The organism is Weizmannia sp. FSL K6-0777 (assembly GCF_038593185.1).
In the GTDB taxonomy this organism is placed as follows: domain Bacteria; phylum Bacillota; class Bacilli; order Bacillales; family Bacillaceae_C; genus Weizmannia; species Weizmannia faecalis.
On record NZ_CP151971.1, the window covers coordinates 305,963 to 321,693 of the forward strand.

Sequence of the window (15,731 nt, forward strand, 5' to 3'; positions counted from 1 at the left end):
AAAACTTTCAAAAAGACAAAAAAGGATCCGTACGATGGTCCAAATGTTTTTTAGAGGTCTTTAAAAAGACAAAAGGCAACAAATTTCCCGGGAAAGCGTCCTTTATGGTGAAAGGAAAATAACACAATTGGTCGGGAAAAGTATTCGCAACTTAATGAGAGAAAAATTGCGATAACATTACTGGCACGAGTGCTATGAAAGACATGTCACAACAAATTTCCGGGCATTGGCATCAAGGAAGACAAAATGTCTTTTACTCGAGAAGGAGCACAAAGTCGGCAAAAACTTTGTATAGAAATGTCTTTCCGCGCCCGCATTCATGACAAAAGACACCAAGTTTCCCCGGGAAATGATCTTCAAACGATGATGAAAAGGAAGAATCCAGGGCTTGCTGAATCAGCAAAATAATCGGAATTGGCAAGGATCCCAAGGATTTTGCCGAACTTTAAATGCAAGGGTTTTAAAAAGATGTAGAAAAAACTTTGAATTCGAAAGTCATTTTACCCCCCTTTTTTGCAAATATCGCTTCTATTGGTGGCAAACATGAAGGCTGGACTTGCAGGGTGAATCGGATAAGAAGCTATTATCCGATTCATTCGGCAAGTCTTGCTTAGATTCTCTCTTTATTTATGAACAATCCAAGCATTACAGCAGTACGCATTTGTCTTTGCCCCTGATCCGTTTTGCATTTTGAAACCCGCTGATTTCTACATTTTTCAAAATAACATTTTTTGCGCGGTACTGGATGGCGACAACAGGATTTCCCTTGAAATCGTAATCCGGGTCGCCAAGCGCAGTCAGCCCGTTAATTACAACGTTTCGGTAAGCGGAAACAACAAGGCTGCGCGGCGTTGAACCTTCATATAAATCCGTAAACACTGGCGCAACGGAAACTAGATTGGCCGCCACAATATGGTTCGCGCTTTTCGAATCGGCATCTTTGCCTTTATGGTGGCCAATATGCCGGAAATTAAAAGAACGATTGTCATGGACAGAAAGATGGCCATACAAATGCACATGAGAAGCAGCCGATGCATTGTGATGGGCTTTGATTTCAACACCTCCGAAACAGCCGCTTGATGCATTATTGCAAAGCCATACATGGCGCGAGCCGTCATCAATCTCAATGCCATTGGAGTTGGAAAACCCTTTTTTGTGGGCCCTTCCACTTGGGTTGTAACAGAAAGAATTTGAAATAAAACAATAGTCGCTATGGTGGGTGGTAATCCCGTCATCACCGAATCCGCTTGCCGTGAGCCCGTCCAGCCAGATATAGCGGCTCCTTCCTGGGGCGAGAAAGCCGTCTCCCAAATAATGATAACGGGCAGAGGATACATCAAAACCGTGCAGTCCGGCCCCCACCGCCTCCACATTTTTCACCCAGCCGAACGTGACGTGCGCAAAAGTCAGGCAGCTTGAACGGTTATTTCCTGCCGCCGTTCTTTCCTCTTGCCCGAGCCTTTCGACATTCCAATCGAGCGTGAGCCCCTCCACCGATATATGGTGATTGCCACGATGAAAATGGGCATTTTGGATGAGACGCGTTTTTTTCGGTGCATGCGGATGGAGTTTGATGATGGTTACGCCTTTTCCGCTGCCGCAAAGGCATGTCCATGAAGGCAGCTTAAGCCCCTTTACTAGAAAAACACCATTCGGTACGATCACTTTCACCCGGCCGTTTCCCAATGCTTTTTGGAAAGCCGCTGTGCAGTCGGTTTTTCCATCGCCGACCGCACCGTAATCTGCCACATTGACTGTACGGGATGCCACAGCCAGCAGACGGCTGTACGCTTGATCCAATATCGTTTTCCATTCCGGGTACACGAGGCCGTTCTGATCTGCAAGCGTTTTATACGGTTCAACCGGATATCGCCGGTTCAGCAGCAACCGTGAAAGGGAAAACGGTTTGTGAAATTCCGGCTGACAGTACTGTTGAAAAAGTGCTTCATTCTCCCGGATCAGGGTACCCGGCTGGACTGTCCTGCGTGAAAGTTGGCGCAGCAGTATGCCGTTTGTCCAGGGGTCATGATGCTTGTCCAAATGAATCATTTTTCCACCTCGCTTTGCCTTCATTCAGTCTGTGTCAATTGATATATGTAGTTTACCCCCGCAGGTTGGAAAACGCACTGAAAAAGAAGACTTTTCCAAACCATAGTTGTTAATATAAAAAATAAATTGAATTTTATGTTAGAATCAATGAAAAGGAAGGTGAAATTTAATGAGCCTGCCAAAATGTTTGAATTGTAACCATCAATTTAAGTGGATTTATATTTTTAAGAGACTATGGAAGTTTGACCAAACCATGGAATGTCCAAATTGTACAGCCAAGTTATATCCAAGTATGAAGTTTCGAAATAAAGTTGGTTATCTTTCTCTACTTTGCCTTTTCGTATCATTTGGACTGATGATATTGGGCATTCCAAAAGTTGCATTCATAACACTAATCGTCATTATTTGGGTTTGTTTGATTCTTACGATGCCTTATGTTTATTCGTTTGATAATAAGGAAAGACCTCTATGGTAAAAGGTAGCTGTTGCTCCTTTTTAAAAAGATGCTGCAGAAATCCGGGTGGTGATGGAGCGCAGATTTGAGCCTGGTACGACTGAGGACATCCGCAAGTTTAAAGATGAATGACCAATCTGGTACAGAAGCAAAATTTTGAAGAAAAGCCCAAGGAAGCTAGCCAAAAAATGAAGGGTTGGTTGGAAACTTTTTCCGTTCAATGAGGATCAAAAACGGACATATAACATCTTTCATGAAAATGGGCCTGATTTTCTTTATCAGAATTTTTCGTTGACGAATAGCATAAGAAGGTATACAATAAACTTCAAGCTTATATGTTGTTATTTTCTTATCAAGAGAGGTGGAGGGAAGGGCCCTGTGAAGCCTCGGCAGCAGGTCCGGAAACGGGCACTGTGCCAATTCCTGCAGGTGGTGGCCTGAAAGATAAGAAGATTTCCCGGGAATGGATATCTTCTTACTTCAGGGTAAGAAGATTTTTGTCGTTTAATCCTTAGTAATCGAATAAGAAAGAAGGGAATAGAGTGGAGCAAACGCGGCTCACATATGAACAGTTTACGTCGGATCCGTTCGCAGCGTTCGTGCCGGAAGATGAAACGAAGGGCGCATTGGAAATTTTGCAGTGGGCATATGGCACGTACGGCAAATCAGTGGTATATGCGTGCAGTTTCGGCGCAGAAGGAATGGTGCTGATTGATCTCATTTCGAAAGTCAGAGAAGATGCGGATATCGTATTTTTGGATACCGACCTGCACTTTCCGCAGACTTACGAATTGATTGAAAAAGTGAAAAAGAAATATCCGGCTTTAAATATACAAATGAAAAAACCGTCGCTTACGCTTGATGAACAGGCGGCGCAATACGGATCTGCCCTTTGGAAAAGGGATCCGGACCAATGCTGTTATATCCGGAAAATCAAGCCGCTTGAAGAAACGCTGCAGGGAGCTGTGGCCTGGATATCCGGCTTACGACGGGAGCAATCGCCGACAAGGGCGAAAACGAATTTTGTCAATAAGGATGAAAGGTTCCATTCGATTAAAATTTGCCCGTTGATTCATTGGACATGGGATGATGTTTGGAACTATATCCGGTCTAACAATCTTCCATATAACGAATTGCACGACCAGGGATATCCGAGCATCGGCTGCTTCCCGTGCACACGTGCTGTCGGAAACAGCGACTCAAGAGCGGGAAGATGGGCGGGCTTTAATAAAACCGAGTGCGGGCTGCATACGGTTCAGAAAAAATAAGGCTGCTATATAAAATGACATAGGTAATAAGAGTAAGCATCAGTCTGCATGACAAGATTTCGTTCATTTTATAAAATTCCTAGATTTGGTAAGGATGCGGCAATTAAAGGCAAATCGGTTTTATGAAAAAACCAGGGAAAAAATTGCACTTGGAAGCTGATTCAGCGTATAGAGAAGACAAAATCGCATTTTCGAAGATGGATTCTTTTATATTTTGAGATGGAGCTTGCTGATAAATTGGGTACAAACGCAGAATTGGACCCGTTCAGCAAGCTCTAGCGGCAAAAGCAGCCAGCTTTTTCAGGTGCCCGCTTGTAGCCAATCCAGACTAGGATCGTTCAAGTGCTCGCATCAACCGAAACAACGAGTCCGATTAAGTTTAAAGCAGGTGAAGAAATGAGAAAAGTATATTTAGTCGGGGCAGGACCCGGCGATCCGGAGCTGATTACAGTGAAAGGATTGCGCCTGATCCGGGAAGCGGATGTCATTTTATATGACCGGCTGGTGAATCCGGATCTGTTAAAAGAGGCAAGGCCGGATGCAGAACTTGTCTACTGCGGGAAAAAACCGGATGCCCATACGATGACGCAGGATATGATCAACCACCTGCTTGTGAAATTTGCTAACCAAGGCAAAACGGTTGTCCGTTTAAAAGGCGGTGATCCGTTTATATTCGGTAGAGGCGGGGAGGAAGCGGAAGTCCTGGTGCAAAAACATATTCCGTTTGAAATCGTGCCGGGAATTACAGCCGGTTCCGCTGTGCCCGCCTATGCCGGCATTCCGCTCACCCACCGCGGGCTCAGTACATCCGTTGCTTTTATCGCGGGCGTCACGAAAAAAGGCGAAGATCTTGATGCGTATTGGTCCAAATATGCGGGAATTGATACACTTTGCATTTATATGGGCGTGAAAAATCTGCCACTCATCTGTGCGCAACTGATAAAGCACGGCAAATCGCCGGACATGCCGGCTGCACTAATCCGCTGGGGCACGACTGAAAAACAGGAAACCGCGGTCAGCACGCTTGGAAATTTAAGTGAAAAGGCGGCTGGGCTGCGCAACCCATCGCTTTTGATCATCGGAGAAGTGGTAAAACTGCGCGAAGAGTTAAAATGGTTTGAACAGCTTTCTGCTGCTCCGGCCTGTACCGGGTGAACGGGTATGAAACAAGGCGTTTTATATGTCAGCCATGGCAGCCGTGTGCCTGAAACCGCCCGGGAAGCAACAGCGACGATCCGGCAAGCAATGGCGCAGGTGGATGCGGATCTCCAGGAAATTTGCTATCTGGAAATTGCGGAACCGGATATTGCGGCAGGGATTGATGCGCTTGTCCGGGGTGGCGCAGGGCGCATTGCCGTTGTGCCGGTATTGCTGCTGAGTGCCGGGCATTATTATGAGGATATCCCGCGTGCGATTCGGGAAGCGAAACAACGTTATCCGCATATTGTGTTTACGTACGGCCGCCCGCTCGGTGTCGGGGACCGGATCATCGGGATTCTGGCGGAAAATATTATGGAAACCGGCATGCCTCCGGGTGCTGAGATTCTGATTGTTGGACGCGGCAGCCGCAACCCGGAAACACTGTACGATTTTGCAAAAATTGCTGCCGGGTTGCGTGCGCAATTGGGGACAGAACAGATCAAAACGGCTTATTTGGCAGTGCTTGAGCCTCGTTTTGATGATGCGCTGAAGGAGCTGACCGCAACCGGGCACCCGGTAGTTGTGGCCCCTTATCTTTGGTTTACCGGCGTGCTCGTCCGGTCGCTGGAAAAGAAAGTGGGCATGCTGCAGCGGGAAGGATATGATATCCGGCTGGCACGGTACCTCGGCTGCCATCCGGATATGGCGGACGCATTGGCCGTTCGGGCAAAAGAAGCGTTGGGCGCAGAGGATTTTATTTGAGATCACGGGATTTTTACCCAGTCAAGCCTGCGGTGTTTTCTATTGTGCACCCCGGACTTTTTGGGGCGATGCAGTTTAAAAGGTGCCGGGGTGCAGCGTTCATTGCGCGTACCGGCACTTTTTTGGGTCCGATGCAGTTTGAAAAATGCCCGCGGCCCGGCGTTTTCCATTGCGCGTGCCGGCACTTACCCGATTCCGGCTTTCCAGGAAACGCTGGAATGGGAGCATGCCAAGCAGGGAGAACGGCGGGCTTTTTGCAATGGATAAACTGGAAAGGAGATCAGGAATGGTTTGGGTACCGGTTATGGTCGATTTAGACGGGAAGCAGGCTGTTGTTATCGGCGGTGGAAAAGTTGCGGCACGCAGATTCCGGCTTTTGCAGGAAGCGGGGGCATACGTTACCGTCGTGAGCCCGCACCTGAACGATGAATTGCAGGCTATGGCTCAACAACGCGCATTCATTTGGAAACAGAAAACATTCGAACCAGAAGACATCCGGCAGGCCGATGTGGTTATTGCAGCGACAAATGATCCGGAGACAAACAGCCGGATTGTTGCCCATGCCCCGGCCAAAGCCCTCGTGAACGATGCCGGCCATGCGGGAAATGGCAACCTTGCTTTTCCGGCGTTTTTCCAAAAGGGCAGGCTTTCCATCAGTGTTTCTACAGCCGGGGCAAGCCCGAAACTGGCTTCCAAAATTGCAAATGAATTATCCGAACATTATGATACGAACTACGCCCAATATGTGGATTTTTTATATGAGTGCCGCCAGCTTCTGAAGCAGCCGCAGTTTTCTGCATCGGAAAAAAGCGAGTGGCTGGAGAAGCTGCTTGGAGAAGCATACCGCCAGCCTGAAAAGCAGCAGGAAATCTTGTCTTTCTTTCACAGCCGCATACAGGGGAATACCCGTTGAAAGACGAATGAAGCTGCAGCTTTGGGAAATCAGCCGGTGTGCCCGGCGAAAAACTTGGCAAACCCATTTTCCAGTCCGTTTGCAACCCGGAATGGCTTCCGTTACAATGGGGTTAAAAATTTTCACAAAAAGGAGTGTCGCCATATGTCATTGGAAGATGTCAAAGCTTATTTTAAGCAGTGGGACCGGGAAGAAGATGTGCGCGTCCTGCCGTCATCAAGTGCGACGGTTGAACTTGCAGCTGAGGCGCTGGACACGGAACCGGAACGGATTGCAAAAACGCTTGCGTTCAGGGGTACCGGTGAGGAAGAAGCCCTTCTTGTTGTCGCCGCGGGAGATGCGAAAATCGACAATAAAAAATTCCGGCAAACATTCGGCGGGAAAGCGCGGATGCTGTCACCGGAAGAAACGCTTGAGCATACCGGCCATGCTGTCGGCGGCGTCTGCCCGTTCGGTTTGAAAAAAGATTTGCCGGTCTATATGGACGTCTCACTCAAACGGTTCACGACCGTATTTCCGGCATGCGGGAGCGGCAACTCGGCAATTGAATTGACCTGCGAAGAATTGTATACATACGGGAAGGCCGAAAAATGGGTGGACGTCTGCAAGGGCTGGAAAACGGTGGAAGATTACCAGCAAGTAGCTGGGACTGGTGTCTTATCGGATCCGCAATAATCTACGTGTCGCTTCAGACTTGCCTTTGAGATGGAAAGAGGCCCCGGGTACGCGCCGGAAAATGCTTGATATATAATTAGGGCTTCCTGAATAAGCAAAATTCCTAGATTTGGCAAGGATGCTGACAGCTTTGGCATAAATTTAATGCGAGGCCTTCGTTTTTGCTTGCTTTCTTAATGTAGACGCGCCTTATGTGAAGGAAGGCCATCTTTTTTTCGTGCTTTCTTAACGTAGACGGGCTCTATGTTAAGAAAGGCCGTCAATTTTTCGTACTTCCTTAACGTAGACGCCCTCTATGTGAAGAAAGACCTTCAATTTTCCGTGCTTCCTTAACATAGACGGGCTCTATGTGAAGAAAGGTCATCTTTTTTTCGTGCTTCCTTAACGTAGACGGGCTCTATGTTAAGAAAGACCGTCAATTTTTCATGCTATCTTAACGTAGACGCGTTCTATGTGAAGAAAGACCTTCAATTTTCCGTGCTTCCTTAACGTAGACGTACTCTATGTGAAGAAAGCTTGATAGCGGATTCAATATATAGAGAAGACAGAATCGCATTTTCAAAGATGAATTTTTCTAGAGATTACTAACAAATTGGGCACAAACGCAGAATTGGATTTGTTCAGCAAGTCCTAACTTAAGTTCATATGATATAGACAAAAACGGCGGGATACACGATCGTGTTTTCCCGTCGTTTTTGTGATGGATTCACATATGCTGCTTTGATTTAATCATGGTACTTTTCGGCAATGGCATTGGCGGCAACAATGGCATTGTACACATCTTCAGGCGTAACCGGGAATGGTTCGTTGCCCATTGTGTCATCCTCGGCACAGGCATCTTCCGCCACTTTCCGCCATTCGGCTTCTACAAATTCTTCAACGCCGAGGTCCTTCAGTGTCAGCGGCAGGCCGACTGCTTTGATAAAGCGGATGACAGTTTCAAGCTCTTCTTTCGGTGCATTTTCAAGGACGAGCTGTGCGAGCAGGCCAAATGTCACTTTTTCGCCGTGCTGTGCACGATGGAGGGCAGGGACAGCTGTCATGCCGTTATGGATGGCGTGTGCTGCGGCAAGACCGCCGGATTCCGCACCGACACCGCTCAAATAGATGGTCGCTTCAATGGTATCCTGCACCGCCCGGGTTGGCACTTTGTTTTTCACGGCTTCCACTGCTTTTACGCCGTTTTCGAGAATCGTTTCGTAGCAAGTGCGGGCAATGGCCAGGCCGGTGAGGGATGGCTTCATTAAAACAAGGTTGTCGCCGTTTGCCGCGTAGCAGGCGCGCGCTTCAAAATAAGTGGCAAGCGCGTCCCCGATCCCGGCGGCGAAAAAGCGGACCGGTGCTGCAGCTAAAATTTCCGTGTCTGCGAGCACGACATCCGGATTGCTCGGCAGGAACAAGTAACGGTCAAAAGCGCCGTCTTCTTTGTAAAGAACGGCAAGGGCCGTGCACGGTGCGTCAGTGGAGGCAATCGTCGGAAAAATGACAACCGGAAGTTTTTCATAATAAGCGGTTGCTTTTGCGGTATCAAGCGTTTTTCCGCCGCCGATGCCGACAATGACATTGGCGCCTGCTTCACGTGCAAGCCGGCGGTTACGGTCTACTTCTTCCTGGGTGGTTTGATAATTGAACTGTTCGAAAGTTGCTTTCCCGCCGCCTTCCCGGACAGATTTTCCGGCTTCTTCTTTTGCGCGGCCGAGGATGAATTCGTCACAAATCACATAGGCATTGTCGCCCAAATCTTTTATGTACGCATATAAATTGGCAAGCAGGCCGTTCCCTACGATAAACTTTTTCGGCGATGTAACGGATTTTACAGGAATTTTCATAACATGTACTGCCTCCTAAAATTTTTTTCTTTCTACACTCTCATTATATTAAAAATGTAAGCGGAAACCAAGGTAAAAGATGTGAAAATAAGATCATCCGATGTTATAAAAAAACAAATAAATATGATGATTGAAAACGCGTTCAAAAAATTTTATAATATTGTTATACAACAGTGCTGGTTTTTAAACAGCAAGGGGAAACAGGGAGAAAATGAAAATGGGAGGGGAGTCCATGAACGTGCCATTGGTGTTGACGGAATTTCTGGATCGCGCGGTGCTTTTGTACGGCGGGAAAACAGCGGTGTATTGCGGGGACCGGGCGTTTACATACCGGGAGCTGAACGGAAGGGTGAACCGGCTGTCGTACGGGTTAAAAAATCTTGGCATTGAAAAAGGGGATCGGGTGGCCTATCTCGCGCCGAATACAGTGGAAATGCTGGAAGGCTTTTACGGGATTTTCCAGCTGGGGGCGGTGATGGTGCCGCTGAATATCCGGCTGACCCCGGAAGACTACCGGTTTATTTTAAATCACAGCGGATCGAAAGTATTGTTTGTGGACCAGGAGATGTACCATTTGATCGAGCCGGTAAAGGATGAGCTTGAAACGGTGGAGCAAATTATTATCCACTATAAAGAGGATGACTGTGCTGAAATTGATTATGACCGCTGGCTGGACAGATTTCCGCCGGATCCGTTCCCGCGTGCCGGCCTCGATGAAAACGATGTGTGCAGCCTGCTTTATACGAGCGGGACGACCGGAAATCCTAAGGGCGTGATGCTTACCCACCGTAATAATTATTTGCATGCATTAAGCGCGATGCACCATTTGCGCGTTACGGACCGCGATGTCTATTTGCATGTGCTCCCGATGTTCCATGTAAACGGATGGGGCTCGCCGTTTTACTATACAGCAAACGGGGCGACCCATGTCTGCCTCCGCAAACCGTCGGCGGAAGCCATTTTCACGGAAATCATCAGGCATAATGTGACGGTGGTGCATATGGCGCCAACTGTGCTGAACAGCCTGTTGCAGTACAACGCGGAACACCATCCCGCTATTGAACAGGACGTGCGTGTTGTCATCGCCGGAGCTGCACCGCCGCCCGCATTTGTGGAACGCGTGGAAAAAGAACTCGGCTGGGAATTCATCCAGGTGTACGGCATGACGGAGTCAACACCGCTCACCCTTGTATCTGTCATTCGTTCGCAGCTTGGCGGGCTGGACCGTGATACACAATTGCGGTTGCGGGCGAAAGCCGGGTTTCCGATGATCGGAAGCGATGTCCGGGTTTTACGGGAAAATGACGAAGAAGTGGCCCATGACGGGAAAGAAATCGGCGAGGTCACGGTAAGAGGCCATGGTGTTATGCTCGGATACTGGAAAAACCCGGAAGAAACGATGAAAACGATCCGGAACGGGCGGCTCTATACAGGGGATATGGCGACCGTTGATGAATACGGCTATATCGATATCGTCGACCGTAAAAAAGACATTATTATCAGTGGCGGAGAGAATATATCCTCTATAGAAGTGGAAGGAGTGCTGTATGAGCATCCGGCTGTCCTTGAAGCAGCGGTGATTGCTGTTCCACATGAAAAATGGGGGGAGACCCCGCATGCGTTTGTCGTCCGGAAAGCAGATGCGGCCGCAACAGAAGAAGACATCATCCGTTTTTCAAGGGAAAGGCTTGCCCATTTCAAAGCCGTGACGGGTGTGACATTTGTGGATGAGTTGCCGAAAACGGCATCTGGCAAAATCCAGAAAGTCCGCCTGCGCAATGAATACTGGGAAAAGCTCGGGAAAACAGAGCGGTTTGTAAATTAGGGCTTGCTGAACGAATCCGATTCTGCGTTTGTCCCAATTGATCAGCAAGCTCAGAAGAATCTATCTACGACAATGCGTGATTCTGTCTTCTCTAATACGTTGAATCAGCTTTCGAGTGCAAGCTTTTCCCTCGATTTTTTATAAAACGCTTGCATTTAAATTTTGAATAAAGTTGTCAGCCTCCTTTCCAATTTAGAAATTTTGCTTACTCAGCAAGCCCTAATGAACATGTCTGAAACAGATCCGGCAAAACGCAAGGCCGCCGAAAAGCACAGGACAACGCGTTACATTTCGGCGTAAAACAGAGGAAAACATTTCACATCCATGCCCCTTGCTTCAGCGATGAGGCGGGGGGCGTTGGAGGAATCGCCATAAACGATTTCAGCAGCTGCAGACGGCAAATTTTAACCGAATTGCCCTTTCTTATCCTTTGACTGATGGTTTCTTTTGGACAGAAATACAGTATAATAGGATAAAAGACCTATATCAAAGGGGCAAATCCATTGAAAAATGGAGACGCAAAACTACAGGGGCTACCGGTTTTCTAACCATGCCAGCCAGTTGCTAATGCGCAGTGAAAAGCCGAAGTTTGGCCTTTGTTTTCGTTTGCAAGTTCCCCGGAGATTGATCAGAAAGGCGGGGCGGAAATGGGCAGGAAAATCGAGACATTGGAAGATTTTAAAAGAATCCTTTATCTTTGGATCAGCCCGCTTTTGATCGCTGCCCTTGCGATTTACAATTTGGTCCCTCACACAGGCACCCGTACAGCTTTATTTTATCTCGCCACGACGCGGATCCTGATTGCCTGGAACGCTCTGTTTCTCATCTGCATGGTTTTCAAGCGTTATTTCCGCTTGTTTGACTATGTGAATCTCGTGATCCTCACGGTTTATTATCTTGCCATCGTGATGGACTGTGTTTTTCAATACATGGTTCCGGGAAAAGAGGGAGCCATCGGAATTTCGATCATTTGGAGCCCGCTTCTATTTCTCTATATTTTTATCACGTTGAAAAAGCGGAACGGGATCATTTATTCGCTCGCTTTGTTCGTGACTACGCTTCTGATCGGAATGCCGCGGTTCCGCCATTTTTCCTTTGACTATAAAATATCCATGCTGATCTTTTACCTTGCCAATCTCGTCTATATCGCCATCTTTTGCATTTCTCATTATCTCTTAAAAGTATTTAGAGAATTGGAAGAGGAAAAGAAAAAGGCTTATTCGGACATTTTGACCGGGATTGCCAACCGACGCCAGGTGCAGGCATGGCTGGATGCTGCGGTTAAACACGCGGACAAAACCGGCACATCATTTTCCGTGATTTTTTTCGATATCGACTATTTTAAACAGGTGAATGACCAGTTCGGGCACCAGACAGGAGATGAGGTGCTGAAGGAATTTGTCCGTCTTTCCTCCCGGGTGATTTCAGCGAATGATTACATCGGACGCTGGGGCGGTGAAGAATTCATCATCATTACAAAGGATGAATTGCCCCAGGCAGAGGAACTGGCGGAATATTTGAAAGCAAGCATTAGCCGCCATTCATTTGGGCATGCGGGAAAGCTGTCCGCAAGTTTCGGTGTGACTGCATATACACCGGGGGATACAGCAGAAACCATTGTAAGGCGGGTGGACGAAGGGCTGTACAAGTCGAAGGGTCAGGGCAGAAACCGGATTACGGTGCTGTAAGGCAGGGAAAAGGCGGATTTTCTTCATTGCATGTGGCGAACATTTTAGCTGGCGGGTTTGCAATCAAAAAACCGTATGACAGCGGTAGTCCATTTAATTAACAGACTTGCTGCTCATAAACTGGGGTATGCGATTTGGCATGGAGAGTGCCTATAACCGCGGACGAACCTCAAAATTTGCAAAATCACTACGCGAGGCAGGGCATACGTTTGCGGCGGCACACTTCCGCTTGCGGAGCCTAAGCGGGGACTGCCATTTAGAAGTTCGCCGGTTTGCCCTGCCAGATGCTTTTTATACGGCGTATATATAATTTTCCATAAATGCATAAACCTGCTCGGCATCCGGTGGCTGTATGTTCAGCCGTTTTTCACAGGCTTCCAAATACGGCTTGAGCGTGCTGTCGCTTTTTGCCTCCTCGAGCGTAAGGCTGCCCTGTACGAGGCGGATTGCCGCTTCTTTTACCGTGTTATCATCCGTTTGAAACAAAAGATATGCCAAGCAACTGTACCGATCCATTGTTCTGCCTCCCGGAACCTTTTTATTCCCTTTTCGATAAAAGCGGCAAAAATTCCTGCAAATTTGCAAAAAAAGAAACAAAAAAGCAAGACCGGTGCGACAGGCCTTGCCTTATGATGCTATTTTAATCCGATATATTTTTTGGCGTTTCCATCCGGGGTGCGAGGCGCATCCTTTCTGGGAGCAACGAAATGGCAATTGCAGCCAGAATCAGGGCGCCGCCGAGAAAGAAGCGGCCGTTCAGGCTTTCATGGAGCAAAAGCCAGCCGAGAAAAGAGCCAGTGACAGGCTGCAAAAACATAAACAGTGACCCGCTGCCGGCCTCTACCATTTCAAGCCCTTTGTTCCACAAGAAGAAAGCGCCGGCTGTAGAGATGACGCCGAGATACAAAATACCTGCCATCCCCCAAAAACCGCCCGATGATACAGGCCAGGCCATCATGGCTTCGCGGGCGGCAAAAGGCGTTGTAAACAGCAGCCCGAACAAAATGGCATATGTTGTAATGGTTAACGAATCCATTTTCCAGGAAGCCACTTTTACATAAACGGACAGAAGTGCCCATGTAATCATCGCTCCAGCCAGAATCAGGCTGCCCCAAAAATAGGTTTGCACGTGAATGTCCCAGCCGATCACGATGACAACGCCCGCGGATGCGGTAATCAGCGCCAGTATTTTGCGCGCGGTCAATTTTTCTTTTAAAATGAAGCGCGCGAATATCACGATAAAAACCGGAGAAGCGGATGTAATGATCGCGCCGGTATGGGCGTCCGCTTTTTGCGTCCCGATAAACTGCATGGCAACGGATGCAAAATAGCCGATAAACCCGATCCAGGCGAGCAGCAGCCAGTCTTTTTTTGTAAGGCTTACCTTTTCCTTTTTCTTTCTGCCGGCATGCAATATCGCGTACAGTGCGGCAAAACCGATCATATACCGCAGCCATAAAAGCGTAAGCGGCGGTACGAAGTTTAAGACATATTTACTGACCACATACATCCCGCCCCAGATGCCGGATGCAAGTGCGAGGCAAAGTGCACCTGCCCATTTGTTTTTCACAGTCATCAACCTCCGTCTTTATTTTTTATCTAACAGCCAGACGGGGGTTTTGAAGCGGCTGTTCGTCCCCCGCATCAGGAACGAACAGGCTGGTCATTTTCAAACAGATCAAGATACAGACGCACAAACAGCACCTCCCACTATAATATTCTTAATTTTAACATATTTCCTCCCACGCAGCGAATAAAATAAATAAAATCATGAAAAAGGGGAAGTTGGACGTGATTGTAAAACAGCGGGAATATCCCGCACAAATCCGGGCGGGAGAGGCGTTGCTGGGGAGGCTGCCCAAAAGGCATCCGCTGTATGGGCAGATTGCGGAGGATGTAAAAAAGTGGAGGGCGAAATATAAAAGGGAGAAGCGGGCAGACCGTTTTTTGGAGATTCTTCCGTCCGACCAATTCCATGTTTACCATGCACTGCCCATTGCAAATACATGCCTGGACGGGTTAATTCTTACACGGAATCTTGTTTTGATTATAGGCTACACCCATTTATCCGGCGTGATTTTTCCGGATCCGGCTTTTTCCCAGCTTATCCAGCAAAAAGGCGGGAAGGAAAAAGGCTGGCCGGAACCGTTTGCGCGCCTGCAAAAACAAAGAGAAATCTTATGTACATGGGCCCGTATGCGGCATTTGCCCGAATTGACGCTGGAGTATTTGCTTGTCCTTTGCCATGAGGAGGCCGAGCTGAAAATGCCTGTTGTCAATTCAGCAGACGAATTGAAGATCTGCCCGGCAAGCCAGGCTGTTTATAAAGCTATAAAGATGCAGGACACATACAGCCAGCCGGTCCTGGACAGCAAGCATTTTAAAAAATGGCACAAGCATTTGCTGGAATGCCACGAAAAATCGGGGATCTTTCCGTGGCCGGTTGACCAAAGCGAATGGTATACGGGGGTCGGGTGCCCAGTGTGCCGCCGTTTCGAAATGGATTTTAATAATGGCATGTGGCACTGCCAGGTTTGCGGCCATACCAGTAAAGATGCGCACCGTAAAGCGATAGAAGAGTTCTATTTGCTTTTTGGCCAGGATGCGCCGGATGAGGCACTTTGTTCATTTTTGCGCGTGGATGCGCAAACAGCGGCAAAAATCGTGCGCGAGGCAGCGCATTAGTACACCAGTGCGATTTTAGCTGGAGGGCGCAATCGGAAAAAGTCTCCAACCAGAACGATGTGTGCACAGCCCTTGCTTTGATCCGCCAATCGCCACCGGGGAAGCAAACTGGACCTGGCGTACAAGTAAAAAGGCCCAAATCTATACCTTCCCTCACTGCCCATTTGGCGACTGTATAGAAATTGGCGGGTAACATAAGCTATTGAAAAAACGTTAACGCTGATTGCGAGGCTCAAACATGATTGGGTATGTTGTTTCCCTCATTGGATTTAATCTGGCTGTTTTTTGTGTAAAAAAGCGGCTTTCTCCCGGGCAGATCGTACAGATTTGGACGTTCACCATCGCTTCCCACTTGGTTTTTGATGTATATATCGATTACAAGTACCATGGCTACTGGTATTTTACAAAGGGAGTGGACTGGGAGAATCTCCCGGGTTTGGTTT

General features: G+C 47.9%; 13 protein-coding genes and 2 riboswitches. Of the genes, 9 read left to right on the forward strand and 4 right to left on the reverse strand.

What is annotated here, in order from left to right:
- Positions 1–645: 645 nt before the first annotated feature.
- Positions 646–2,049, reverse strand: a complete 1,404-nt coding sequence (locus NST70_RS01545; RefSeq protein ID WP_342475555.1) for a glycosyl hydrolase family 28-related protein — start codon at positions 2,047–2,049, stop codon at positions 646–648.
- Between the two features lie 169 nt (positions 2,050–2,218).
- On the opposite strand from NST70_RS01545, the gene NST70_RS01550 reads away from it, so the two are divergent.
- From NST70_RS01550 to NST70_RS01575, 6 genes are all read left to right on the forward strand, one after another.
- The gene (locus NST70_RS01550) at positions 2,219–2,524 is read left to right on the forward strand and encodes a TIGR04104 family putative zinc finger protein (protein WP_017550713.1); all 306 of its coding nucleotides are present in this window, start codon (positions 2,219–2,221) and stop codon (positions 2,522–2,524) included.
- Positions 2,525–2,849: 325 nt separating this feature from the next.
- A riboswitch (SAM riboswitch) is annotated at positions 2,850–2,954 on the forward strand.
- Between the two features lie 91 nt (positions 2,955–3,045).
- Positions 3,046–3,771, forward strand: a complete 726-nt coding sequence (locus NST70_RS01555) for a phosphoadenylyl-sulfate reductase (protein ID WP_017550712.1) — start codon at positions 3,046–3,048, stop codon at positions 3,769–3,771.
- Between the two features lie 396 nt (positions 3,772–4,167).
- Complete coding sequence (gene cobA / locus NST70_RS01560) at positions 4,168–4,926, forward strand: uroporphyrinogen-III C-methyltransferase (protein WP_017550710.1); 759 nt, start codon at positions 4,168–4,170, stop codon at positions 4,924–4,926.
- 6 nt (positions 4,927–4,932) lie between these two features.
- Positions 4,933–5,673: a sirohydrochlorin chelatase gene (locus tag NST70_RS01565; RefSeq protein ID WP_035190345.1), complete on the forward strand. Its 741-nt coding sequence runs from the start codon at positions 4,933–4,935 to the stop codon at positions 5,671–5,673.
- 286 nt (positions 5,674–5,959) lie between these two features.
- The gene (locus tag NST70_RS01570; RefSeq protein WP_013858204.1) at positions 5,960–6,586 is read left to right on the forward strand and encodes an NAD(P)-binding protein; all 627 of its coding nucleotides are present in this window, start codon (positions 5,960–5,962) and stop codon (positions 6,584–6,586) included.
- A 144-nt stretch (positions 6,587–6,730) separates the two neighbouring features.
- Entirely contained in the window at positions 6,731–7,261 is a 531-nt protein-coding gene (locus tag NST70_RS01575) for a YbaK/EbsC family protein (protein WP_013858205.1), read from the forward strand.
- Positions 7,262–7,986: 725 nt separating this feature from the next.
- Here the strand turns inward: NST70_RS01575 and NST70_RS01580 are convergent.
- Positions 7,987–9,090, reverse strand: coding sequence for a glycerol dehydrogenase (locus NST70_RS01580; RefSeq protein WP_061565028.1), 1,104 nt, complete (start codon positions 9,088–9,090; stop codon positions 7,987–7,989).
- A gap of 232 nt (positions 9,091–9,322) precedes the next feature.
- Here NST70_RS01580 and NST70_RS01585 point away from each other — a divergent pair, with 232 nt between their 5' ends.
- Both NST70_RS01585 and NST70_RS01590 read left to right on the forward strand, forming a co-directional pair.
- On the forward strand, positions 9,323–10,915 hold the full coding sequence (locus NST70_RS01585) for a long-chain-fatty-acid--CoA ligase (protein WP_017550704.1): 1,593 nt from the start codon (positions 9,323–9,325) through the stop codon (positions 10,913–10,915).
- Positions 10,916–11,398: 483 nt separating this feature from the next.
- Positions 11,399–11,484: riboswitch (cyclic di-GMP riboswitch) on the forward strand.
- Between the two features lie 78 nt (positions 11,485–11,562).
- Positions 11,563–12,603, forward strand: coding sequence for a GGDEF domain-containing protein (locus NST70_RS01590; protein WP_046721611.1), 1,041 nt, complete (start codon positions 11,563–11,565; stop codon positions 12,601–12,603).
- A 291-nt stretch (positions 12,604–12,894) separates the two neighbouring features.
- Here NST70_RS01590 and NST70_RS01595 read toward each other — a convergent pair whose 3' ends face one another.
- Entirely contained in the window at positions 12,895–13,119 is a 225-nt protein-coding gene (locus NST70_RS01595) for a hypothetical protein (RefSeq protein WP_026685146.1), read from the reverse strand.
- Between the two features lie 124 nt (positions 13,120–13,243).
- Positions 13,244–14,179, reverse strand: a complete 936-nt coding sequence (locus NST70_RS01600) for an EamA family transporter (RefSeq protein ID WP_046721597.1) — start codon at positions 14,177–14,179, stop codon at positions 13,244–13,246.
- Between the two features lie 215 nt (positions 14,180–14,394).
- On the opposite strand from NST70_RS01600, the gene NST70_RS01605 reads away from it, so the two are divergent.
- Positions 14,395–15,288, forward strand: a complete 894-nt coding sequence (locus NST70_RS01605; RefSeq protein ID WP_061565029.1) for an NERD domain-containing protein — start codon at positions 14,395–14,397, stop codon at positions 15,286–15,288.
- Positions 15,289–15,731 lie beyond the last annotated feature (443 nt).